This window comes from Mycoplasma sp. 527, assembly GCF_053851595.1.
The window spans coordinates 233,974-258,345 of record NZ_JBSQAY010000001.1; the positions used below are offsets into that span (position 1 = coordinate 233,974).

The 24,372-nt window shown below is 28.4% G+C and carries 13 protein-coding genes; 1 reads left to right on the forward strand and 12 read right to left on the reverse strand.

The features are described 5' to 3' along the window. Nucleotides 1-76: 76 nt before the first annotated feature. The 12 genes from ACWXVQ_RS01065 to ACWXVQ_RS01120 form a co-directional block, all read right to left on the reverse strand. A complete protein-coding gene (locus ACWXVQ_RS01065; RefSeq protein WP_456013254.1) occupies nucleotides 77-3,751 on the reverse strand; it encodes a hypothetical protein in 3,675 nt (1,224 codons plus the stop codon). 193 nt (nucleotides 3,752-3,944) lie between these two features. Continuing rightward, entirely contained in the window at nucleotides 3,945-7,514 is a 3,570-nt protein-coding gene (locus ACWXVQ_RS01070) for a hypothetical protein (protein WP_456013256.1), read from the reverse strand. Between the two features lie 390 nt (nucleotides 7,515-7,904). Beyond that, nucleotides 7,905-11,105, reverse strand: a complete 3,201-nt coding sequence (locus ACWXVQ_RS01075; protein WP_456013258.1) for a hypothetical protein — start codon at nucleotides 11,103-11,105, stop codon at nucleotides 7,905-7,907. A 96-nt stretch (nucleotides 11,106-11,201) separates the two neighbouring features. Further along, nucleotides 11,202-11,660, reverse strand: coding sequence for a hypothetical protein (locus tag ACWXVQ_RS01080; protein WP_456013260.1), 459 nt, complete (start codon nucleotides 11,658-11,660; stop codon nucleotides 11,202-11,204). A gap of 383 nt (nucleotides 11,661-12,043) precedes the next feature. After that, nucleotides 12,044-12,772, reverse strand: a complete 729-nt coding sequence (gene tpiA / locus ACWXVQ_RS01085) for a triose-phosphate isomerase (protein ID WP_438340870.1) — start codon at nucleotides 12,770-12,772, stop codon at nucleotides 12,044-12,046. Nucleotides 12,773-12,818: 46 nt separating this feature from the next. Then, nucleotides 12,819-13,208 carry a hypothetical protein gene (locus tag ACWXVQ_RS01090; protein ID WP_455994193.1) on the reverse strand — a complete coding sequence of 130 codons (390 nt, stop codon included), beginning with the start codon at nucleotides 13,206-13,208 and terminating at the stop codon, nucleotides 12,819-12,821. A gap of 213 nt (nucleotides 13,209-13,421) precedes the next feature. Continuing rightward, nucleotides 13,422-15,929 (reverse strand): ATP-binding cassette domain-containing protein, encoded by a 2,508-nt coding sequence (locus ACWXVQ_RS01095; RefSeq protein WP_456013261.1) that lies wholly within the window; start codon nucleotides 15,927-15,929, stop codon nucleotides 13,422-13,424. Continuing rightward, nucleotides 15,919-17,049: an oligopeptide/dipeptide ABC transporter ATP-binding protein gene (locus tag ACWXVQ_RS01100; RefSeq protein WP_438340873.1), complete on the reverse strand. Its 1,131-nt coding sequence runs from the start codon at nucleotides 17,047-17,049 to the stop codon at nucleotides 15,919-15,921. Before ACWXVQ_RS01100 ends, ACWXVQ_RS01095 begins: the two co-directional genes overlap by 11 nt. Nucleotides 17,050-17,051: 2 nt before the next feature. Beyond that, the gene (locus ACWXVQ_RS01105) at nucleotides 17,052-18,353 is read right to left on the reverse strand and encodes an ABC transporter permease subunit (protein ID WP_438340874.1); all 1,302 of its coding nucleotides are present in this window, start codon (nucleotides 18,351-18,353) and stop codon (nucleotides 17,052-17,054) included. Between the two features lie 25 nt (nucleotides 18,354-18,378). After that, nucleotides 18,379-19,512: an ABC transporter permease subunit gene (locus ACWXVQ_RS01110; RefSeq protein ID WP_438340875.1), complete on the reverse strand. Its 1,134-nt coding sequence runs from the start codon at nucleotides 19,510-19,512 to the stop codon at nucleotides 18,379-18,381. A gap of 8 nt (nucleotides 19,513-19,520) precedes the next feature. Next, nucleotides 19,521-22,322 carry an OppA family ABC transporter substrate-binding lipoprotein gene (locus ACWXVQ_RS01115; RefSeq protein WP_456013262.1) on the reverse strand — a complete coding sequence of 934 codons (2,802 nt, stop codon included), beginning with the start codon at nucleotides 22,320-22,322 and terminating at the stop codon, nucleotides 19,521-19,523. A gap of 392 nt (nucleotides 22,323-22,714) precedes the next feature. Next, nucleotides 22,715-22,867, reverse strand: coding sequence for a hypothetical protein (locus ACWXVQ_RS01120; protein WP_438340877.1), 153 nt, complete (start codon nucleotides 22,865-22,867; stop codon nucleotides 22,715-22,717). Between the two features lie 364 nt (nucleotides 22,868-23,231). On the opposite strand from ACWXVQ_RS01120, the gene ACWXVQ_RS01125 reads away from it, so the two are divergent. Next, nucleotides 23,232-23,780, forward strand: coding sequence for a deoxycytidylate deaminase (locus ACWXVQ_RS01125; RefSeq protein WP_444705162.1), 549 nt, complete (start codon nucleotides 23,232-23,234; stop codon nucleotides 23,778-23,780). Nucleotides 23,781-24,372: the final 592 nt, after the last annotated feature.

The following is a 24,372-nucleotide window of genomic DNA, read 5'->3' on the forward strand; positions in this document are numbered from 1 at the left end:
CAAATCTCTTACTCAAAAAGTAAGCAGGAGATAAATTTACACAAAATTTACTACACTACCTAAAAATATATGATTATTAATGTTTCATATTAAGAGATTCTAGCAATCCATTAGCTTTTGAAGCCTCTTTTTTAGCCCTATCAAGTTCTTCGATTTTACTATTTGAAATAGATTCTTTTTGTTTAATTTCCTTATTTGATTGAGAAATCTTCTTATTTAATTTCAAATCCTCTAATAAAGCATTCTGAAGATTATTATTCGTTGTGTTAATCATAGAATCTGCTTCCTTATTTTTTTGGATTGCTTTTTCATTATCTAAAATCGCTTTATCTAGTTGTTTTTGCTTTTGATGCAAATCATGAGTTTTATTTTCAAAGTCTTTATCAACATCTTTTATTTGGCCTTGAATATTGTTCTTATCAAATAAAGAATCATTATTTGATTTCTTAGCATTTTCATAATCTAATTGCTTCTGAGCTAATAAATCAGTTTTATTTTTTACATCTTGATTAGCTAAATTAACCTTATTTTTAGCATTGTCCTTAAGGCTATTAGCATGAAGTATTGTTTGATTTAATTCACTTAAACTATTATTTTTATCTTCCAATTCTTTCTTTTTTTCTTCTAAATTAGTATTTAAATTTATAAGATCTTGCTCTGTTTTCGCCTTATTTTGCGATGCTTGTTCAATCAATTTAGCATTATTTTTTAATTCATTATTTTTATCAGCAACTTCTTTACTTTTGTTATTTGTGTTTTCAAGTTCTTGTTGGTACCTTTGATTAGCCAGAGTTATATTATTAAGTGCCTCTTGCAATTTATTATGAATATCGGTTTGTTTTTGAATTAACGCTTGATGATTTTTTTGCAACTCTTGATGCTTAGCATTTGCACCATCTAAAGCCTTTGTTTTTTTATTGACAGCTTCTTGTTTCATGCTAGCTTCCTCATTCGCACTTTGCAATTCCTTTTCAAAATCTGTCTTGCTTTTTAGCGTTTTTTGAATTTGCTTATTAGCATCATCAACAGCGCCTTGCTTTTTAGATACTAAAGTTGTCTCATTATTAACCTTTTGTTTTAATTCATTTAATTTTTCTTGTAAGAAAGACTCTTTGTTTTTAGCTTCTTGCAATAATTTTTGAGCGCTCTGAAGTTGCTTATCTTTATCATCTTGTTCTTGTTTAGCTGATTGCAATCGATGCTCTGCATCTTTTTTAGCCTGGCGCGCTTGTTCTGCCTCAACACGCGCAACTTCTAATCGACTAAGTTTTTGTTTAATTTCTTCTTCCTTATCCTTTACGGTCTTTATTGCTGTATTTTGTTTCTGTACAGATTGAGATTTTAGCTGCTCATTGTTAGATTTAGATTCTTCTAGCATCCTTTTATCATTTGTTTTCTTGGTAATATCAGCTTCAATTTCTGAAATTTTTTGCGTAGCTTCACCAATTAGATGCTGTTGCTGATTTATCTGGTCTTCATATTTCTTGAGAGAACTAGTTGAATTACTAATATTTTTATTAATTTCAGCAATTTTTTTATAAATAACATTTTCATTATTCCCTTGCTTATCATATTCGTCTTTAGCATTCGACCATTTTCTTTCAGCTTCTTGTTCCATATTTTGGGCTTCTCTATATAAAGATTCATAATATTTCTTAGTATAGTAATCATCTCTGCCTCTTTTTGAATCATTTCAATCATCAAGTTTTTGTTTTGTGTTAGCTTTTTTTTGTAAATAAGCTTGATATGCCTTTTGTTTTTCATCTGCCAATGAATTCTTGTTTCTTAATATCTTTTCCAGTTCTTTTTCCAAACTATTTTTTGTTTTTAAATTTTCATAAGCATGTTTCAATTCATTAAGTTTTTTATTATGATTTTCTTTAATGCCCTCTTGCTCTACTTTCATCCTATTAGCTTGATCAATATCTTTTTGCTTTTGTGTTAAATCTTTAATTGTTTTTTCAAGATCTTCATTTCTTCTATCGACTTCGCTTGTTGCGCTATCCTTTAAACCTTGAAGCCTTTTTAGATCTTGCTTTAATATTTCATACTCATTATTCAGTTGATTGGCATATTGGTCTTTATCAGTCTCATTTTTTGATGCGCTATCTAGCTCTTTTTGAAATTTATTTCTATCATTTTCTGCGTCGGTTTTTGCTTTGTTTTTCTGCATTAAGTCATCATTTTTTTGCTTAGTGTTTCTTATTGCTTCTTCTAGCTGAGACTCAATTTCTCGGTTTTCAGATGTGGCTTGTGCTAACGATTTTTTAGCTTCTTCTAATTCCTTGGTTTTTTGATTTAAATTTTGTTGTTTTTGCTCATAATCAAAATTGGATTTTTTTATTTGTTCAGCAATACTGCTTTGAGTTTCTTTTGCCTTTGACAATTCAGAATTTGCATCTTGCAAATCTTTAGAAATACGAGCTATATCATTAATATTCTCTTTTTCTAATTCATTAGCTTGTTGTACTTCATTATTTAGTCTTATATTTTCGTTGGTAAGGTCTTCGGCTTTTTGTCTAGCATCATTTGCTTCTTTTTGTATATCTGCAAGTTTTTGATTTGCTAAAGCTAATTGTTGCTTAGCGTTGTTTAACTCATTATTGATTCGGGTTTTGTTAGTATCAAGAGTATTAAGAATTCTATTTATCTCTGCAACTTCATTTTGCATACGATTTATTTCTTTTTCAGATTCATTTTTAGCCCTTAATGCACTATTATATTCATCTGTTTTTGAATTAAGATCCTTAATTTTTTTATTGATATTTTCCTCTTGTTGTTCAAATTCAGAATTAGCACTGTTTTGGGCATTTATCGCATCTTGCAATGCTTTTTTTGCTTCATCTAACTCTTTGGCTTTTTTAGCTAAATCATCAGATTTTAGAATAGCATCTTTATTAACGCTATCATGATCTGAATTAGCCTTATCTTTTTTATTTTTTGCCTCTTCTAGGGCTTTTTTTGCTTCTTCAAGTTCTTTGGTTAAACGCTCAACTTCTTTAGTGGTGGAAATTACATTATTATTTGTTAGTAGCTTATTTTGTTCGGCTGCTTTTTTTGTTTTTTCAAACTCCTTAATTTTTTCCTTAATACTTTGTAATTGTTTTTCCAATTCATCTTTAGATTTTTTGGCTTCTTCTAGTTTCTTATTTGCTTCACTTAGCTCGTTGGTTTTGGAAATAACATCATCATTTTTTAATAAAGCATTTTTCTTAGCTTGCTCTAGATCTTGTAATGCCTTTTCTCTAGCTTTTTTAGCTTCTTCTAGATCTTTATTTGCTTTATCAAGTTCTGCCTGCTTGTCTTTTTCCTCTAGCTTCAAAGTTTTAAAGTGATGAATTAAAACTGTTTCACCATTATAAATCATCTGAAACTCATAATCAGTATCTGGATATAAAGGTTTTTCATTATTAATCCCAAACGACATAGATTTTTCTTCTTTATTAATAACATGAGTCTTTCTTTGCGCATTATAAGGAGTTTTCTTAGCATAAAATAAAACTGAAAAAGAACGGTTAGTGTCATCATTTTTATCAATATTTTTTAAATGAAAGATCGCTGAGTTTGCAGTAATTTTTTGGTCTTTTATCTCCAAAGCCAAAAGGCTTTTTTTATCATGCTTATTTTTGTTTGTAAGATAAAAGGCTGCAATAGCTCCGGTTGTAATTGATGCTGCCAATAAAGCTGATGTCAATAAAATAACATTACGTTTTTTTCTTTTTACTTTGTTTTCTTCTACATTTTTATTCATAATTTCTTATACCTCTCTTTGATAAAATTAGCTTTTGTAAAATGCCCAAGATTTTTCAAGAAAATATTAACATTTTTTTTTTTTTTTTGCAAACTTGCTACCAGTGTTTATGTATCATTATGAAATAATGATAAAAAGAGGCTATATGCCGCCTCTTTTTATCATGTTTTAAAAAAATTGCTATCTTTTTAATTTATTCAAATCTTTTTTTTAATTCATCCAGCTTATTTGTTATTTGCAAAACTTCTTGATTCTTCTTATTAACTTCCTTATTAATTTTATTTAACTCTTGGTGTGTCTCATCCTTGATTTTTGATAATTGCTTAATCGAATTAACCATTTGATCTATGTTTTTTTCATTCTTTGTTTTTTGATTATTAAGGTCTTTTAATTTCTGCGCTAATATCGATAAGGAATTTTCTTTTTCCTTTTGTTGTTTTTCATAGTTAGCAATATTTTTAGACTCCTCATCTAATTGCTTTTTAATAATTTCTTTTGAAAACTGCGATGCTTGTGTTTCTTGCAAAAGAAGATTTTTATTATTTGTTTTAGCTTCAATATTCTTTTTTTGTAAACTAATGTTCTTATTTTGCTCTTCAATTTGATGTTGAACTTTTGAAATATCTTCCTTAGCTTTTTTGATTAACTCATTTAATAGAGGAATTTCATCATTAGCTTTTTTTAATTCTTTCATTCTATTCATTAGTTCATTTTCTAGTTCGAGCAATTTATTATCAATAGCAGCCTTTGCTTCTTTAGCTTCCTTAAATTCATCATCTTTTTGTTTAGCATCTTTTATTTTTTGGGTAACTTTATCATTTTCTTGAGTTAATTTTTCTCTTTTTTCTTTTCTTAGTTCTTCAGCTTGTTTTTTATCTTCTAGTAATTTTTGCAGTAGCATTTCTGCATCTTTTTTCTTTTGTGCTACAGCTGCCATTTTTTGTTTGATATCATCTAATTCATTGGTTTTTTGTTCTAATGATTCTCTTTTTTGCTTAATTTCTTCTTCTAAATTACTTAGTTTATTTTGAATATTGCTTTCAGTTGTAAGGTTTTGTTGATTTTTTTGCTTTGCTGCATCTACTTCTTGTTGATTCGTTTGCACATTGCTTCTATTTTGTTCCACTTTTGCATTTGCATCATCATGTTTTTTCTTAGCTTGTTCATTTTTAGTTTTTGCCTCTTCTAATGCTTGCATTGCTTCAGAAATTTCATTTGATTTTTGATTTAAATCACTAGTTTTTTGTGCAATTATAGTTGAAATGGAAGATAATTGACCATCAAATTTTGCTTTTTGTTTTTTTACATCATCAAATATTGTTTGAGCATCATTTTTAGCACGTTCTGCCTCAGTCATTTCCTCTGTTTTTTGTGCAAGTGATTCTTTTAGTTTTTTTAGTTCTTGTTGCGAATTAGTTTTTTGCTGATTTATACTTTCTATTTCTTCTTCAATTTTTTGTTTATTTTGTGTTTCTTGTTCAATATTTTGCTGTATTTTTTGATCATTCGTTTTTAATTCTTGTATTTTAGATTCGACATCTTGAACCTTACTTGTAGCACTTTTAAATGAAGCATTAACTTCATTGTTTTTATTTGTTAATTCTTCTTTAGTTTTTTGAAACTCACTTAATTGCGATTCTTTTTGCGAAACTTGTGCTTCTTTAGTTGTTTTTTCTTCATTAGCTTGTTTATAATCTTTATCTGCTTGCTCTTTTGATGATTTGGCTTCTTGCCACTCCTTTTCTGCTTTTTTAAATAATTCTTCTTTTTGGGCTAGTTCTTGGGCTGCTTGTTCTTGGGCTTTTTTATTATCATCTAAGGCATTTCTAGCATCTTCTTCTTGCTTTTTGAGTCATCCCAATTCATTTTCAAGGTGAACTGCTTCATGTTTTCTTACTTCTAGTTGGTTCTCTAAAACATCTCGTTCATATTCATCATCAGTATTTTGAATATCATCTTCTAAATCTTTTATTTCAACTTCTATTTGATTTAGTTTATGTGTTTTACGGTTTATCTCAGAATCTAATCTTTGATGTTCATAGAGCGATTGACGATATTTTTCATCAATATTGGATTTTTTAGATTTAGCTTCTTCCTTAACTTTATTGGCCTCTTCTTTTGTGCTTTGTTTCGATTTTAATTCTTCAGTTTTCTTATCTAAATCATCTTTTGCGGTTTTGGCTTTTTCTTTTGTGCTTTGTAATTCGGCCTCAAGCATTGATTTTTCTTGTGTTATAGTATCAACATTTTTTGAAGCCTGCTCTAATTCTGATTTAGTTTTGCTCTTTAATTTTTCAACTTCCATTAAGTTTTGCTTTTCTTTTTCTAGTTCTGCTTGAGCTTGTGCTAATTCAGAATTGTTTGTCTTTCTTTCTGCTTCTTTGTCTTGTATATTTTTAATGGCGTTAGTTAATTGTTGCTGCTTTTGTTCTTCTTGTTGCTTAATTTGCTGATTTTTTAATTCTTCTTGCTGTATTTTTTCGTTTAATTGTGCATGTTGTTTATTGATTTTTTCTAAAGAATCTTTTTTATTTTCCAATTCAATACTTGCATTATTTTCTTCTTCATCTAGCCTATCAACCTCCTTTTGCAGCCTATCTTTTTCTTGCTTGGCTTTTTGTATTTCTTCTTGAATTGCTTGTTTTTCCTTGTTTTTTTGAGTCAAATCAGATTCTTTTAACTTAGCATTTGTTTTTGCACTTTCAAATTCATCTTTGGCTTTTTGTTGATTTTCTAATGCAATATCCAATGATTTCTTAGCCATATCTAAATTCTTAGTTTTTTGTTCTAATTCATTTGCACTTTGTTGTGAATTTTTCTTTGCTTCTTCTAATTTTTGTATAGCTTCTTTTTGTTTTTCTAATGCAGCTTGCAATTCATTTATTGCAACATTGACTGCTTCTTGTTTAATGCTTGCCTCACTAGACTTTTTTTCTAGTTCTTTTGTTAATTGCTCTATAAGTGCTTCAGCATCGCTTATTTGTTTGCTTAGAGATTCTATTTTATTTTCTACTTCTTGATAATTTAATTGAGCTTCTTTTTGTTTTTGCTTTAATTTTTCAAGCTCATCTTTTAAAGCTGCTAGCTCTTGCTGTTTTCCTGAAAGATTTTTGTTGGCCTTATCTTGTTCTTTGGTAACTTGTTTTATATTTTCCTTTACTGTTTGTATGACTTGATTAGCGCTATCTTTTATACGCTTTTGTGACTCTAAATCATTCATTTTTGTTTGGACATCAGCTTGTAATCTGCTTAACTCTTCTTGAAGTAACTTGTTTTGATTCTTAGTTTGCTCTAAGTCCTTTTTAGCTTCCTCTAATTCCTTAGTTTTTAATGCTAATTTCTTAGCTTTTTCTTCAAAAACTTGTTCTGCTTTTTTAAAATCCGATATGGTTTTTTCGTGCTGCGATTTTAGATTATCTAGTTGTTTTTTTACTTCTTCTAAAATTCGACTATGTTCTAAAACTTCTTTTTCTTTTTTTATAGTCTCATTTTCTATTTGCTTTAATTTATCCTGAGATTCTGCATTTAAAGCCTCAAAATTTTCGATATTTTTATTTATTTCATTAATTTTTTTGTTTAATATTTTTTTCTTATTTTTTAGCTTTAACAGCATGTTTTTAGCAAGAGATAATTCTCTTTCCTTCTGCTCAATAATCTTTTTATTTAAAGATTGCAAATTAGAGCTATCTTGTTTTTTGCTTATACTATAAACAAAAACAGAACCAGCTGTCACAACTAAAGCAGACGATAATGATAAAAACAATGCTAAGGTAATTTTCTTTTTTTCATTACAATACCACCTATAAAAACGCTTTATTTTAATGTATATATATAAATTATTTAATATAAAAATAAACTAGCCTAATATCGGTTTTTAATCAAAACAATATATATATATATATATATATATATAGTAAGACATATACTAAAAAACAGATAATAAATGGTACTTTATACTCATTTTTTATGCTTTTTTGTGCTTTTTTTAGGATTAGTGCTAATAAATTATTTAATTATCGCCCTATCTATTTTTTGTTTTATTTTGTATTTTTTCTTATTTTGCATGTTTTAACATGTCATATATTTAAGATAAATAAAAAAGTAAAACAAGAAACTTCTAAATGAAATTGGTTGTTTTACTTAAAAATATTTTTTATCTTGTTTGGGTGGCTTTTAGTAAATCTTGTTTAGCAGCTTCTAGACTCTCGGTTTTTTCTGCGACATCCTGAATTTTTTGACTAACTTCACTAGTAAGTTTATCTAATTCTTTTTGTGCTAATTCTTTATTTTTTAGTTCTTGTTGAATTTTAGTATCAAAATTATTGATTTTCGATTCGGCTTCTGCTTTTTGATTTTTAATATCTTCTAATTCTTTATTTATTTCAGTTATTAAATTTGTTTTAGATTCAACATCATTTTGTTGTTTCTCTATTTTTTTATTTGCATCATCTAGCAGTTTTTCCTTCATTTCCTTAGGAAATTGAACGGCTTGTTTTTCTTGCAATGCAACATTTACAGCGTTTTGCTTTTCTTGAATATTTTTTTCTTGTTGGGAAATGTTTTTACTTATATTTTCAATTGCTTGGGGTGCGTTGGCAATTGTTTCGCTAGCTTTTGCTATAGCCTCTTTTATTTCTTTTATTTGTTTATTTGTATTACTTAAATTACTATTAGCATCATTAAATTTTTGAATTGCTTCATTATGTTTTTGATCAGCAATATCTTTAGCTTCCTTTGCCTTAGATTCAATGCTTTTAACTTGATTTACTGCCTCGATTTTTGAATCAACTTCCTTAGTCTTTTCATCTAATTTCATTTTGGCTCTACTTGCATTTTCTTGTGCTTGCATTCTTTTGTTAGAAAGATCAGTTTTAGCAATTTCTAAATCAGCCTCCGCAGCTTGTTTTTCTTCTTTAGCTTCCTTATTTTCTTGTTGCGCAGTTTTTAAATCATTTGTTGCTTGCTCCAAGTTTCTTGTTTTTTGTTGGAAATTATGATCAGATTCATCAAAGGTTTTCTGGGCTTCATTTTTCTTTTGAACTAAGTCTTGATTATTTTTTTCAGATTCATTTTTAGCTAATTGTTTTTCCTCAAATTCCTTTGTTTTTTGAGTTAAATCAGTTAATGCACTAGTTTCTCTTTTTGTGGATTCTTCATTTCTAGTTTTTGCTGCTTCAAGCGCTTCTTTAGCTTTGGAAATAATATTTTTTTGTAGGTTTATATTACTTTTTGTTTGAGCAATCTCGGTTGTTAATTCTTCCAAGCTTTCGAAATAACTATCCTTTTGTTGCTTAATTTGTTGGTAAGCGGCTTCAGCTACACTAGATGCTTCCTCTTTTTGAGCCTTTTCTTCTGATTTTGATTTAAATCCTGGTTCAATTTTGGCTTTTTCAGCTTCGGCTTCTGTTTTCTTAACATTAGCTTCATCCAAGGTTTGTTGCGCTTTCGCTTTATTTTCATTTGCATCAGCTAAATCTTTTTCAGCTTGCTTGATTAGTTTATTAGTTTGCTCTATTTCTTCATTTTTAGCATCAATTTCATTTTTAGCTTGTTCAATAGCTGTATCAGCATCATTTTGAGCCTTTAATAGAGCCTCAACCTCCGCTTGAAGTGTATTTGTTTCAGCAAGAGTAACTCTAGCTTTCTCTTCCTTAGCTTTCAAAGTATTTAAAACAGAATTATACTTGGCACTTGCCTCACTTTTGGCGTTGTTATAGCTTTCTAATTCAGCTTCTAGACGTCTTAATAATTCGTCCTTCTCTGCTATTTGTGCTTTAGCATTTCCTAGTTCTTGTTTTTTAGTATTAACAGATTCCTGTGTTTTGGCTTTTTGTTTTTCTAAATTATCCTTGTTAGTCTTTTTATTATTTCTTTCTCGCTCTTTATTGCTTAATTTAGTCCTTGTGGGATTAAAAGTTTTTCTAAGATAATTATGAGCTTCTACATCGAGTTTATGATATTCTTCATAACTTACTTTTCTATTATCATACTTTGCCTTTAGATCAATAAGCATTCCAAAAAGTCTATCTTTCTCTTTTTCTACCTTTTTAAATTCCGCATTAGCCTCTTGGGCTTCTTTTTCGGCTTTTTCATATTCAGTATTTGCACTAGTAATTTTAGCTTCTAATTTAACTAATTCGCCTTCTAAAACTAAAATTTCCTGAGCTAATGTATTTTTGTTTTGCTCAGCTTCCTGCTTTGCTTGCATTGCTTCACTCTTAGAAGTTTCTTTTTGGCTTAATTCTAAAATTCTTTGATCTAGTTCGCTTTTAGCTTCGTTCTCATTTTTTCTTTTTTCTGCCAATTGTTCTTCAATCTCGGTTTTTTCTTGCAGTTTAGACTGGTATTTAGCATCTAATTGCGGAAATTTTTGCTTTGCATCATCCGATATTTTTTGGTCTTGATCTTGTTTATTTTTAATTTCTTCTAATGAACGCTGTATTTCGGTTATTTTATTTTTTAATTCTTGAATTTCAACTGGTTTAGTTTGTGGTGCATTTGTAGCATCTTCTATTTTCTTCAAGGCTTCCAATCTTTGCTGCTCTATTTCGACAACTTTTTGTTGTGCTTGTTCAAATTGTTGAGCCACTTGTGCATATTCTTTTAAAACTTGTTCTAACTCATCTTTCTTTTCTTCAAATTTAACTTGTGCCTCTTGTTCTTGCATTTGCAGATCATCAAATTTTTGGCGTAAATCTCTTTGATTATTTTCAAGAACTTCTTTTTCTTTTTCAAGTCTATTTTTTTCTTCTTCGTTTTGGGCTAATTCTATTGTTTTTTGATCTAGATTTTGTTTTGCATCAACTATCTCTTGTTTAGCATTTTGCAATTCTTGTTGTGCTTCTAACAAGGCTTGATTAGCATTGTTAAATGATTCTGTCTTTTGTTTTAAATCTTCATTACTTATCGACAAGTGTTTTTTTACTTCATCTAGTTGCATTAAAACAGTGTTGTGAGGTTCTCTAATTTTTTCTATATCATTAGATAAATTTTTTACCTCTTCTGTTTTTAGAATAATCGTATTGTCAGTTTCTTGGATTTTTTTAACAGCTTCTTCAATGCGTTTTTCATTATTTGTAACTGCTTCTGATAATCCATCTAATTTTTGCTTAGCTAACATATATTCATCAGAAAGTTGATTTTGCTGCGTTTTTAATTGATCTAATTCGCTTGTTATGCTATCTAGATCCTTCTTTTTTGATTCATACTCAGTAGAAACCTTACTTGCCTTATCCGAAGCATTTTTCTTCTCATCAGTAGCATCTTGAATAGCTTGCATTAATTGTGGTAAGGACTGTTCCTTTTGAATTAATTCCCCTGATTTTTGTTGACTTAAAATTTTGGCATCTTCCAATTGCTTCTGTGCTAATTCTTTCTTTGTTTTTGCTTCTTTTAATAACTTATTAGCTTCTTCTAATTGCGCTGTTTTTAAATTAAAATTCTCTAATTTTTAATCAAAAAGTTTTTTGGCGCTATTAAAATCAGATTGAATTTTTTTCTGCTCTTGTTTAGCATCTTCTAACTTAGTCCTCGCCATCTCTAAAGCACTATTAGAAGTGCTAAGTTCTGCTTCCTTGCTAACTAAATTTAAACTAGCTTGGTCTATCTTATCTTGGATATCTTGATTTGAAGATTGAATATTTTTAATATTTCTTTCAATATCGCTAATTTTCTTACTCAATTCTTTTTGTTTATCTTGCGCTTTTGTTAACTTATCTTTTGCAGATTCTAATTGCGCTTGCTTTTGATTAACAAGTTTTGTTTTTTCGGCAATCAATAAATCTCTTTGAAGCCTTATTTGATTGCTTTTTTTAATCGACGTATAAGTTATTGCTGTTGCTCCAGCAATAACTAAGCTAGCTGACAATGTTAAACACAATGCCAACACTAGTTTTTTTCTTTTCATCATAATTATTCCTTTTATAAAATATTTCATCAAGACATATATAACATTATGTTTTATGACTAAAATCAATGTTTTTTATATTAATACAATAATTTATATATGCACTTATATTGTATAGAGCACGAGAAAAAAATTATAATATTTCCTAAATATTTTTAAATAGTAACCAATTTTAATAACATATTTTTTATAAGTTTATGTCTTTATATTATAAGAGATTCATACATCAATAAAATTAAAAAACAACTTAAAATAAGTTGAATTTTATTTTTTTTAAATTTCATTTTTTGATTTTATAAATAGTTATGCTTCTTAAAATTGTCTTGCTTCATAATTTATGGCTCTAAGTAAAAGAAAATAAAATTTATATGCTAAAAGTCATTATTTTATTTAATTTTTAATGCTAGCGATACAAAGTCATTTGCATTTAGCGAACCTTTTCCAACGAGATATCCGCTCAAATTCTTTACTTGTTCCAATCTTTCTATACTATTAAAGCAAACAGAGCCACCATATAAAACAGGAACATTTTTATCTAATTCATTGTGAATAAAATTTACAACATTTTGGATATGTTCAACCTTTGGAATAATTCCATTACCAATACAATAAACAGGCTCATATGAAATAATTAAATTATTATAATCACTAATGCCTTTTAGGGCGCTTTGGATTTGCTTTTGTAAAACATCAAACGTACGGCCAGTTTCGAATTCGTTTATCGATTCCCCGATACATAATATAGTTTTAATATTAGTTTTTTTAAGATGCAATATTTTTTGGTTGATTAATTCATCAGTTTCGCTAAATAATAATCTTCTTTCACTATGTCCGATAATTACAAAATCAACATTTGCTTCAATTGCCACATTAAGCGATACTTCACCAGTATAAGCACCATTTAATTCATGGAATATATTTTGCAATCCAAATAAATAACTGCGCTGAGGATTATTATAAGCTATATATGTGCTATCAAATGAAGGGGCAATACCAATCTTAATGTTATTTAATTTGGCTTTATTTTCATCTATGAGATAATCAAGAGCATCGATATAAGATTCGACATCTAAAAAAGTTTTATTCATCTTAAAATTTCCGATTAAATATTTCATAAAAATTCCTTCTTTTGTTTTTTTAATTTATTATTAATTAAAATTCTTATAAATGTATTGCTAGCATACCAATAACTAGTGTAAGGGACGAAATGCCGATAATGAGATATGAAGCCAAGTTAGTTGATCCTAAAATATTTTTGTTCTTGCTTTTTTTTGCTTGTTCGATATTATAAGCATTTCTTTCACTATTTAAAATCTTATCTTTTTCAAATTGATTCATACCAGAATAATATTTAGCCTTAGCACGCATGTTAATGCGATAATTATGATAAAAGCTTAATATCGGCGAGGCCAATCCTTTACCAAATCCGCTACGAGAAATTAAGACCAATAAGCCAATACCCATAACAGTTACACAACCAACGCTAATTGCATTAGACCATGTTATTTTTACAGAACTCTGCTTTTTTAAAAAACCTGTTAATAATATCATTAAAATCATTAAAAAAATTGAAATAAAAAAATAAATAATATTACCTAGTGTTCAGCTTCGTGATCAATAACTTCCAGATTTTCTATATTGACTTTTTCTATAATTTTTTTTCTTCATATCTGTTCTCTTTAATTACTAATTATACTTAATTAATTATAATTAAAACAGATAAAAAAACATTAGACAATATTATTCGTCTAATGTTTAGTTAAACTATTTTTTAACTCATTTTGCAATTTGTTCTTTTGTTCCGTATATTCAATGTTCTTTATCAACTTGATAATTAATTGGCATATTTGGAAACTGTTGCTCATAAATATAATCAATATTAAATGAAACATTTTGAAACTTTTCATTAGCATTTGATATTTTGGGAATTGCCTTAAACAAATTAATTGTATATGGGTGTAAAGGATTATTATAAATAGCTTCCGTTTTACCGCTTTCTACAATCTTGCCTAAATGCATAATTTGCACATTATCTGCAACATATTCAATCATACTCAAATCATGGGCAATAAATATTAAACCAATATTTTTTCTAATACATAAATCTTTTAATAAATTAACAACTTGCGCCTGAATAGAAATGTCAAGAGAAGCAATTGGTTCATCGGCAACAATAACTTTTGGTTCAGTAATCAATGCACGAGCAATAACAATACGTTGTAATTGTCCGCCACTAAATTCATGTGGATAGCGATATGCAAATTGTTTTAATAAACCAACATCTTCAAGAGAACGATAAATAATCATTTTATACAATAATTCTGAAATTAAATATTTAGCAAATGGAAATGAAAACTTATAATCATAAAGATTAAATCTTTTAGACCATTTCGTATGATGAACGTCAACATTTTCACTATTTTTCTTATTAAGATTTAATTCAACTCATTTATAGTCAATGCCAAGCAATAGATAAATACGCTTAATGTCTTTTCTTAAATAATCTCTTTCGATATTAAATGATTTTAACGTATCCTCTTTCAAGGCAATATCAGAGTTATACATTTTAACAACAGTATCTTTATCTTTTTTGATAGCCTGAATTTTTTCAAGAATCCTTTTGATATCTTTATTTGTTTTAAAAATATTTAGGTCATTAGGTTTTGCTTTTAGTGATTCTTTTAATACGTTATATTTCTCGGTTAGAGAATTAATTTTAGTATCATAAAGATTTTTAACATATTTAATGAATTCAAATTTATGTTTTTTGTATAAATCATTGCAAATAGTTTGATCAGCCACTAAACGTTGATACTCTGCCTTTTCAATTTGGATTTGTTGATACAAGTCATCAATAATTTTCTTATAACTTACTAAGAAGTTAGAGCGACCTTGCAAATACAGTTCTTTGGCCTCTTTAAGTTTTTTATGCGCTTGTGACAATTCTTGATGTGAATATTGCGGAATTTGTTTTAGCGCTATTCTTTGCTTTAAAGTAGATATTTGTGAATTTAATTGTTCTAATTCATCGCGAAAGTTTTGCTCATTTCTATTGGAAATTTCGGTATATTTAGAAAAATCAAACTTAAAATTTTCTTTTAATGTTTGCTTAATTTGCGCTAACATTATCTTTGAATACTCAATTTTTTCTAGATATGTATTATAAAAGTTCAAAACATAACTTTCAAGCTCTTTAACCAATTGTTTTATATCTTCATAATGTAAAAACGTTAAACATTTTTTTAATGAATTTAAGGTCATCACTCTTGCTTTGAATAGATATTCATTTTTTAAATTATACAAATAGAAATCTAAATCAGTAGACATTAGTCGTGCAATATTCACTAAGCCTCTTTCATTTTTATTTTCTACACAGAAGTTACTAAACGTATTTTTAGAAATATAAATTTGATGTTTATGCTCTTTTATTAGTTGTTTTTTCTTAGTAAGAAGATATTCCAATTCCTTCACATCATCATATTGTTCACAAGATAAACAACTTAATTTACTAATTTTCTTAAATTCTTCTTGTGCTTTTCGATATGCTAATTCTTCCTTAGACAATTCTTCGCGACGGTATTTAGATTGCATTTCATAATAGAAATTTATCAACGACGAAGCGTTAGAATACATATTATTAATAATCAAACTTTCCATTTTTTGTTTTTCTTCTAGGTAGGCATAAAACAACGAAAAGTTATCTTCACGGCTCAATTCCTCATCTAATTTAAAATCAGCAAATGCCTTTTTTCATTTTGAAAAGAAAGGATTAGCAAGGCGATTAATTTCTTGATAATTTTGAAGTTCTAGCTTCATGGCTTGAATTTGAAATGTATATTTAAATGTTTTTTTGACTTCTAACCAATCTTTGAAAATATCATTTATTTTAGTTTTCATTATACCGTTGACTAATAACGGTTCTCTTAGGATTGTATAAATATTTTGTTGACTATTTAAAGAAGCATGAGGATCTTGAAAAATCATTTGAACGTTTTTACGTAGATATTTTTTAAGCGATAGGCTAATATGCTTACCTGAAATTATTTTATCTTCTAGCCGCACAAATCCATTATAGTCATCATAAAGTCTCAATATTGTTCTACCAACAGTTGTCTTCCCTGAACCAGACTCACCAATAAGACCAACAATTTCTCCTTCATGAAGATCAAAAGATACACCATCAACAGCTTTATTAATGATACCTTGACTAACAAAATATTTTTTAAGATTATCAATTGATAATATAACTTTTCTTTCTTCTTTATTTTTCATTTTGAAATGCCTTTTTAAATAATTCTAAACGATTTTGTAGATCTTTTGTGAGTTCAACCTTCGGTGCTTCAGGACTTAATAATCAAGTAGCGGCTGAGTGTGTTTCAGTTATTGGGATTAAAGGAGGTTCTTTGATAAAATCAATTTCAAGAGCATAATCATTACGAGGAGCAAAAGGGTCACCAACAGGAAGGTTAGCCATATCTGGTGGCGTTCCTTTAATGTTATACAATTTTTCCTCTTTTGATTCAGGAATAGCAGATATTAAAGCTCATGTGTATGGGTGAGCGGGTTGTGTAAAAATTTCTTCTTTCGAACCTTTTTCAACAATTCTTCCGGCATACATAACATAAATATAATCGCAGAATTTCGCAATAACGGAAATGTTATGGCTAATTAAAATAATGGAAATCCCCATTTTTTGTCTAATTTCTTCAAATAAAGCGAGAACACTAGCCTGAACAGTAGGATCAAGAGCAGTAGTTGGCTCATCAGCAATAATTAAATCTGGTTTAAGAGCAACTACCATAGTAATAACAATTCTTTGTTTCATACCACCTGACAGTGTATGAGGATAAGCACTAAAAATCTTTTCGACATCCCTTAAACCAAATGTTTTTAGTAAACCTAATAAATAGGATTTTTTTTCAGTATATGTTTTAGCACTTCACTCAGTATTATTATTAAGTGCATCTAATAATTGTTTTCCAATGGTGCGAGTTGGGTTTAGCGATGTTAAGGGGTCTTGAGGAATATATCCAATTTTTTGACCTCGAACAATTTGCCAATATTTTTCTTTTTTAAAAATGTTGCTTAGTTCCAAATCACCAATTTGAATTTTATCAGCGCTTATAATTCCATTCTCATTAACATTAATTAACGTTTTTGATGTTACTGATTTGCCAGAGCCTGATTCACCAACTAATCCTACAATTTGCCCACGCTTAACATCCAAGTCGACACCACGAACAATATGAATAGTTTTTTTTCTGCCTGCTGGAAAACTTACATGTAAATTTCTTACTTCTAACAATTTATCATCTTCCATTATTTCTTGCGATTGAAATCTAGAATATAAATATGATCGCTTTTGAGTAGTTTGTTTTTTAATTTGTGACATAATTATTTTCTCTTTCCCTTAGTTATTACTCTAGGATCAAGGGCATCATGAATACCGAGAGCCATAAAGTTTAGCGATAATGATAGTAATAATAATATTAATGTCGGAAGTAGAATTACTCATACGTTTTCACTAGCTTCTGAAGCAGATTCAATTAAGATCTGACCTAAGTTAGTATCATTCCCAGATTTAAAGAAACCAAGAAATGCCAATGATGCAACTCATAAAATTACACTTGGGACATTTTTAACAAATGAGTTAGCAATTTTCCCAATAATTGCAGGCAAGGCGTGAACAAATATTTGTCTTGAGGCAGAAGCACCTATTGCTTTTGAGGCTGTTATATATTCCTCGTTTTTAACGGTTATTATGTATAACCTTGTTAAACCCACAAACAATGGCCATCCAGCAATAGACATAGCTAAAATCAAGGAAATTTGGTTTGTCCCAAAGATTCCGACAAATATAAGAATCCAAATAATTGTTGGTGGAGCATTAAAAATATTAATTATTCTCATAATGATTGTATCAATTAATTTACCTGCATAAAAACCAAGGACCGCACCTAAAGTGATGCCAAACACAGCTTGAATTATTGTGGTAATAATAGCAATTTCAATCCCTCTCCATGTTGCATATCACGTTGTAACTCATATATCATAACCAGTTGAAGAGGTTCCTAAAATGGTTTTTAATGTAGGAACTTGCGGTATTAAAACCTTAGTTACATATTCATCAGTTAGTAAAACTCCGTTAGGTCTTGAGTTAATTAAACCATTCAGAACTCACGCTTTAAATAAATGATAAGCATTATAGTGAATAAATAATTGACCTTGATCATTAGTGTCAATGGTTGTTGAATTTGTAAAGAATGCAAATCAATTATTTCATTCAACTTCTTGTCCTAATTCCTTTCCATGACTAACAACATAATTATAGAATTTATAAATCTGATCGTCGGGTGTTATAGCTTTAGTTACAAAAGGTGAATATGCCGGCGGCAACGAGTTAATAAAATCATAACCATTAATTGGTTTGTTGGGGGTATAATTTGTGACTAGACTTGATGGAATTAATAATGATGCCAGTAATATAAACAAAAACACAATTAGCGAAACAACAACAATTGGGTTTGAAAAGAATCTTTTTATAATTTCAATAGCCATTTTTTTAGGGCGCCCTGCTATTGAGGAGGTTTGAACCTTATCACTTTCAGAAACAAAACCGAACTTTCTAGATAGTTCAGAACTTATTTTGTATTTTTTGTTAAATTCTTTAATCTGAGATTGTAAATTATCTTCCATATTTAACGTTCTAACCTACCTTTCATTATGGATTTTGAGACATAGAATTATGGTTTTGTTGATTCAATGCCCTTTTTGCATATAGATCTTTTTCAAGTTTCTTTCTTTCTAAAAATGCTTTAAAAAATAACCAATAATTTTTCTTATTTTGTGCAGAATATGTAATTTTTGGATCTAATACAGCAAACATTACATCTACAAATATCTCAGCAGCTAACCCAATTCCAGTAAAGAATATCGTTGAAAACATAATAATATTAATTTCTCCAGTTGGAAATGAATTAGCAATAACAGTGCTTGTTCCCGGAACATCTCAGTATCTTTCAATAATAATTGAACCAGACAATAGCCCAAGGAATGAGCCAAATAATAAGCTAAATAATGGAATCGAAATATTTCTTAATACATACTTAAAAAATATTTGAGTAGCCTTCAATCCTTTGGTTTTCGCTATTAAAACATAATTAGATGTTAATACAGTAATTACTTGATTTCTTGTATAACTAACATATACAGCCATTGAAGTTAAGGTAATAATTAACACAGGCGGTAGATATGATACAAATAATTTACCGAATGTTGGTTCAAGAGCGTCTCTCGGAACTACGGTTGGAATACCAATTTTTAGTGAAATGGTAATTAATATCGGAGCTAAAACAAATGAAGGAATTGCTACAAATAATAGAACAAATAAATTAGCGCCAGAGTCAAATAATTTTCCCCTTTTATAACCGGCAAAAACACCAATAGTTATACCGCTAATTGAGCTAATAATAAATGCAGGAAGAGTAATTCTAATCGAATATTTTAATGGGGTAAAAAATAATAATTGTATGTTAGTATATTCAGAAGGATTTGGATTATTTTCTTTATTAATAATAAATCCAAAATCACCACGAAAGATATTTCCGATATAGCGGAAATATCTTACGATGATAGGAATGGGCGTACCATCTTCATATCTAAGCCCAAAAGCTATTTCATTGTCATATGTAAGTTGCTCAATTGAGAGCTTATTTTTAGGATTTTGAAATAGTTTTTCAACTATTGCTTTAACCGGACTTTGCCCAAAAGCGCTGACAAGTGTATATACAACAAAAGTTATAATAAACAATGTCAGGAGTGCAAATAATATTCTTTGACGTATATATCTAAACATTGTATAAATTAGTTTTTAATCTTTCAATCTACATATAGATCGACACCAGGATTTGTGGAATCAGGTACGACAAATTTTTTCTCGACTAATGCTCTACCAAATTCGTTCTTTTGTTTAAAAATTGCATATGTGAATCCAATATTAAAGAATGATGTAAATTGTTCCATTAACTCAATTGCTTGTTCATTAGTATGTTTTGCAATATATTGTAATCAAAATGCTGCTGTTCATGCATAAGCATCTGTTCCATGCTTGCCATCATGTGATGTTCAAGGGATTGCTTTATTATTACTATCTCTTTTTAGAAAATAGTGTTCTTTCCCGTTTTCAGTTCTTTTTTCAAAGGTAACGGAGGTAGTATATGGTAGGTATTGTCCCTTATATTTGTTTTCAACTAAATGAAGATCCGCAAACGGTACTGAACCAATTCACTTATGTGGTCCATCCTCGTTAGCATATTTAACCATATCCTTTGCAAGTTGATAAATTTTTGGATAATTTTCTTTTATTAATTTGTTTTTATCATCCGAATCATTTGCTGCTATTCAAGTTAATGTCGGAACTAGGTTTGCGCTAAATGAAAGGCCGTCATATCCTGAACCGATTGAGTCGTAGTCATATGATCACGAAACAGTTTCTGATCCATTTGATCCTCTTGATCTAAAATTATCAAATCTAGGATCATCTTTATTATCAGTGTAATATATTGATAATTTTAATTTTGGATGTAATTGTGAAAATGTTTCTTGAATACTTTCAAATGCTGTTTTATATCCCTTAGGTATATTTATAAATGGAAAAGCATATTTAAACTCAATATCTTGGTCTTTATATTTAGGAAATTCTTTATAAAAATTATCAATTAATTTCTTTAGTTCTTCTTTAATTTTTTCAAAACCGGCAGATTCAAGTTTTTGTGATCTCGTTCCATTCTTTTTAAATAACACTTCTTCATTTTCGCTAGGACTTATTTCTTTGCCTATTGTGCCAAAATCAATTTTTCCAGACTTATCTGCCTTTAGAGCAAATAAAGAGTTTATTCTGTCTCTGACATCATTTGGAGTTCTGAATTTTGATGATTGTTGGTCTCTACCGCCAATTGGTGAACCATCTGCAACTTTTGCTATTCATGCCGATGACTGAGAACTGGTTGCTTGCGAAGCAAACTCATCTCAATTAATTGCAGCATTTATTAAAGTTCTAAAAATTAATCCACGACCAGATATAAATTCACTTGGATCATTTAAACCCTTTGATAGCTCGTCTCTTGTTGCTCCATAAACTAATTTGGCAAAAGCATCATTGAATTCATAGAAACTATTATTTTGCCCTTGAGGAAGTGCTCTAACAAATGGTTGTGCAACGTTTCTATAAAATGGTCTATTTGTATTTACAACTTGAATGTAACGCAATCCAAATTTATTACCATCTCTCAAAATTTCATCTTGTTGTGCTTTATTTAATTGACTAAATGCAATTTGTGAAACGCTACCTTCTTTGTACTTATTAAAAATTCTGTCTGCAAATGTTTCTGCCGCAACGTTTTGATTATATATAAACACTATTTGCTCAATAGTATCAGGGCTATTCACAAATTTTTGATCATAGTAATTCTTATTTTTCTTAAGAATTAACTCCTGGCCTTTTTGAGGTGATATATAATATGCGCCATTGTATAAAGTGTTTTTTAAGCTTACTCCATATCAATAGGCTCCAACCTTATATACTATAGAATTTTTATCTAATTTTCTAATCTTATCTTCAAATTTTTTGGTTTCACCATTTTGCAAACCGTTATAGTTATATACTGGCAATTGCTCTGTTTGGTTCTTTTCATCAATATATTGCGAAGGAGCTGGTTGAAAGGTATAATCTCTCAATATTAACTTATTAAAGAACTCTGTAAATTCTGGATCATCATGATTAGAAATTTTTTCAAATGTTACAGCATCATCTAATCCTACTTTTTGTATAAATTCTTTTTCTACAGAAAACTTCTTATGATCAATACCGAAAAGACTGAATAAATAATCATTTGAATACTCCTCTTTATCAGTAAAGGCTGATGAAGAGGCATCTGATAAAACTTTGGCAGCCTCTTTATCAAGTTCCTCAGAGCCACCATTTTTATCTCTGAATGATTGGCTGACAGAAAGTGTTCTTAATCACGAGTAATAAAAATCTTTTGCATTAACTTCATATTTCGTCTTTTTACCCGTTTCGTCAACTCAAAAAACACCTTTTCGAATAATAAATTGAACTTTAGCGGCTGATTTTAATTTATTATCAAAGTTAAAACTGTTGATAGATTTTTGATTATTCGATTTTAATTCTACTGAAGCAGAAGTGTAATATTTAACTCCGTCTTTTTCACCATTAGGCTCTGTCATGATATCAGCATCATCGGAATCAAATGTTGTTATAGAACCATTTTTGTCTGTTATAACAACTGCAGAAGCCATTGCTAATGCCTTTTTTGTTCAAGTTGGAGTTGTGATATATTGAGCAGTTCCAATTATTTTACCACTTTGATCCTTTTTGACTTTGTTAGTTAAAACTGGTTCTCCGATATTTTCAATGCGAACCAAACCAGCTGAAGTTTGTTGTGTCGTTGCGACACTTACATATCCACCATATGATCTTGAAGCATCATATACAAATGCTTGTCCTGTATAAGGTGAGTTATATTCAAACACGTATTTATGAACTTTACCGCTTTGTAAGTTGTTGCTGCAGCTTGCTAAAAGCAGGGGTACTGAAGCACTAAGTAAAGGTAAAGAAGCTAATAATATTTTGTTTGCTTTTTTCATTTTAATCTCCATTTTTTATAATTCCATAAAAGTCATTAAGGTGTTATTGTATTTAAAAAATTATTATCTAGTTATATAAAATGACTTATATAAAATTACAAAATAATTATAAATTATTTTTAATCTTTTGTTAGGTTTTGCTCTTAAAGAGGCGCATTTTCTCTTGTCTTTCAATGTGACTTTTTTAATACATTTTTGATTGATTTTTATTACTTTTTTATTGAAATTATTTAAATCTTGGTTTTATTAAGAAAATACTAAAAGATACTTTTTTATTAAGAAAATTCTTATGTTTATTGAGTAATTATGTACCTCTAAAATCCATAATCTTAGGACGGTAAATAATGTTGAAATATGAAAAATCTATATTATTCTTTTTAATTTTAATCTTATTAATTATGATATTTAAATGTATAAGTTGCATTACAAATTCCTCCAAGAATAATATTTTTATTTCACGAATTCATAGAATTCATCTTAATAATACCCTTGTTGAAATTAATAATTTCAATAGCAAAAAATGCAGCTATTATAGCTGTGAACATACTAGAAATTTGATAATTTTCATTTATTTTTTTTATGTCCATCATTTTTTCCTAACATTAATTATTTTAACAACATTTAAAATTTTTTTGCAAAAAAATATAATACTTTTTAAATTTATTTATAAAAATCGACTTAGTTTTAGCAGTTTTATTAATATAAAAAATAAAATAAAAAAATAAAGCAATATTAGATATTTTTGATATAATTTTTTTAATTCAACTTGTTATGGCTAATTATTTAGCATAATGAATTGGATTAACATAGTTAATGTCTTATCCGAGCTTTTTTGCTTATTTCACTAAATAATTTAGATCAGGGTCTGCGGAGTCTGATTTTTTAAAATTGTGATAAAATTTTACTATTATGAATTCAAAGACAAAAAATATTATTTTTAACGAACATAAAGACAATATTAAATGAGACATATATTTTATGTCCTTAGCCAAATTAAGTGCATTTAGATCTAAGGACCCAACAACAAAAGTAGGGGCCTGTATTGTAAGCCCAAATAATTATGTCATTTCATTAGGTTACAATGGAATGCCAACTAGTTTTAATAACACCGAGGTTGATAATGACCTAGCCTTTCCATGGAATCGACCAAGTTGTTCTGATGATGTGCTACATTCAAAATATACATATGTTGTTCATGCTGAAGCAAATGCTATAATTAATGCTAATCTAACTAATTCTAAAATTGAACCAGGTTCAGCAATTTATGTTACACATTCGCCATGCTATAACTGTGCAAAATTAATTGTCCAATCAAAAATATCGAAAGTTTATTATGCTAGTGAATATAAACCGGAAGCAGATGATTTTAAAGCTAGCCTAAAAATATTTAGCACCTTTGGTGTTGAATTTATAAAAATAAAAAATGATTTTGATATTGATTTTAAAATAAAGAAATAATTTTTTATTTAATTTAAATTTTTAGGTCTTAAAAATAAATTTAATATCATATGTTTGATAAATATTTTTAAACTATAAAAATATTGCAATTTGACTAAGAATTAACAATTTTCTAATAAAAAATTAGAAAAAATAGCTCTATTTTAGGAATTTCATAAGAAATTGTTTTATTTTTTTCATCTACTTTAAAATCAAAATAATTTCTTATGAAATAAATAAGAAAAATTATCAAGCAGGTCTTGATAATTTTAATTATTTTGTTATAGTTTCTCCACATGATTGAGAGCTCAAAAGAGTTGCTAGATTTATAAATATCGATGAATATTTTATTAAATCAAACATAAAAAAATCAATTTAAATTTGTTTTGGTTATAAAAACCACTAAAATTTAAGTTAAAAAAAGAATAAAGTCATCATTAAATTAAAAAAATTCCCACTTTTTAGGGAAAAATTAAACAACTAAAAATATAAAAAAATTGTCTATATTTATGGCAAGCTTTTTTTGTTCCCTGAAAACTGAATATCGACTTTTTTTTATTTTAGATAACTTCTATAGAATCACTATTAAACCAATCAATTTATTAGTACTGGT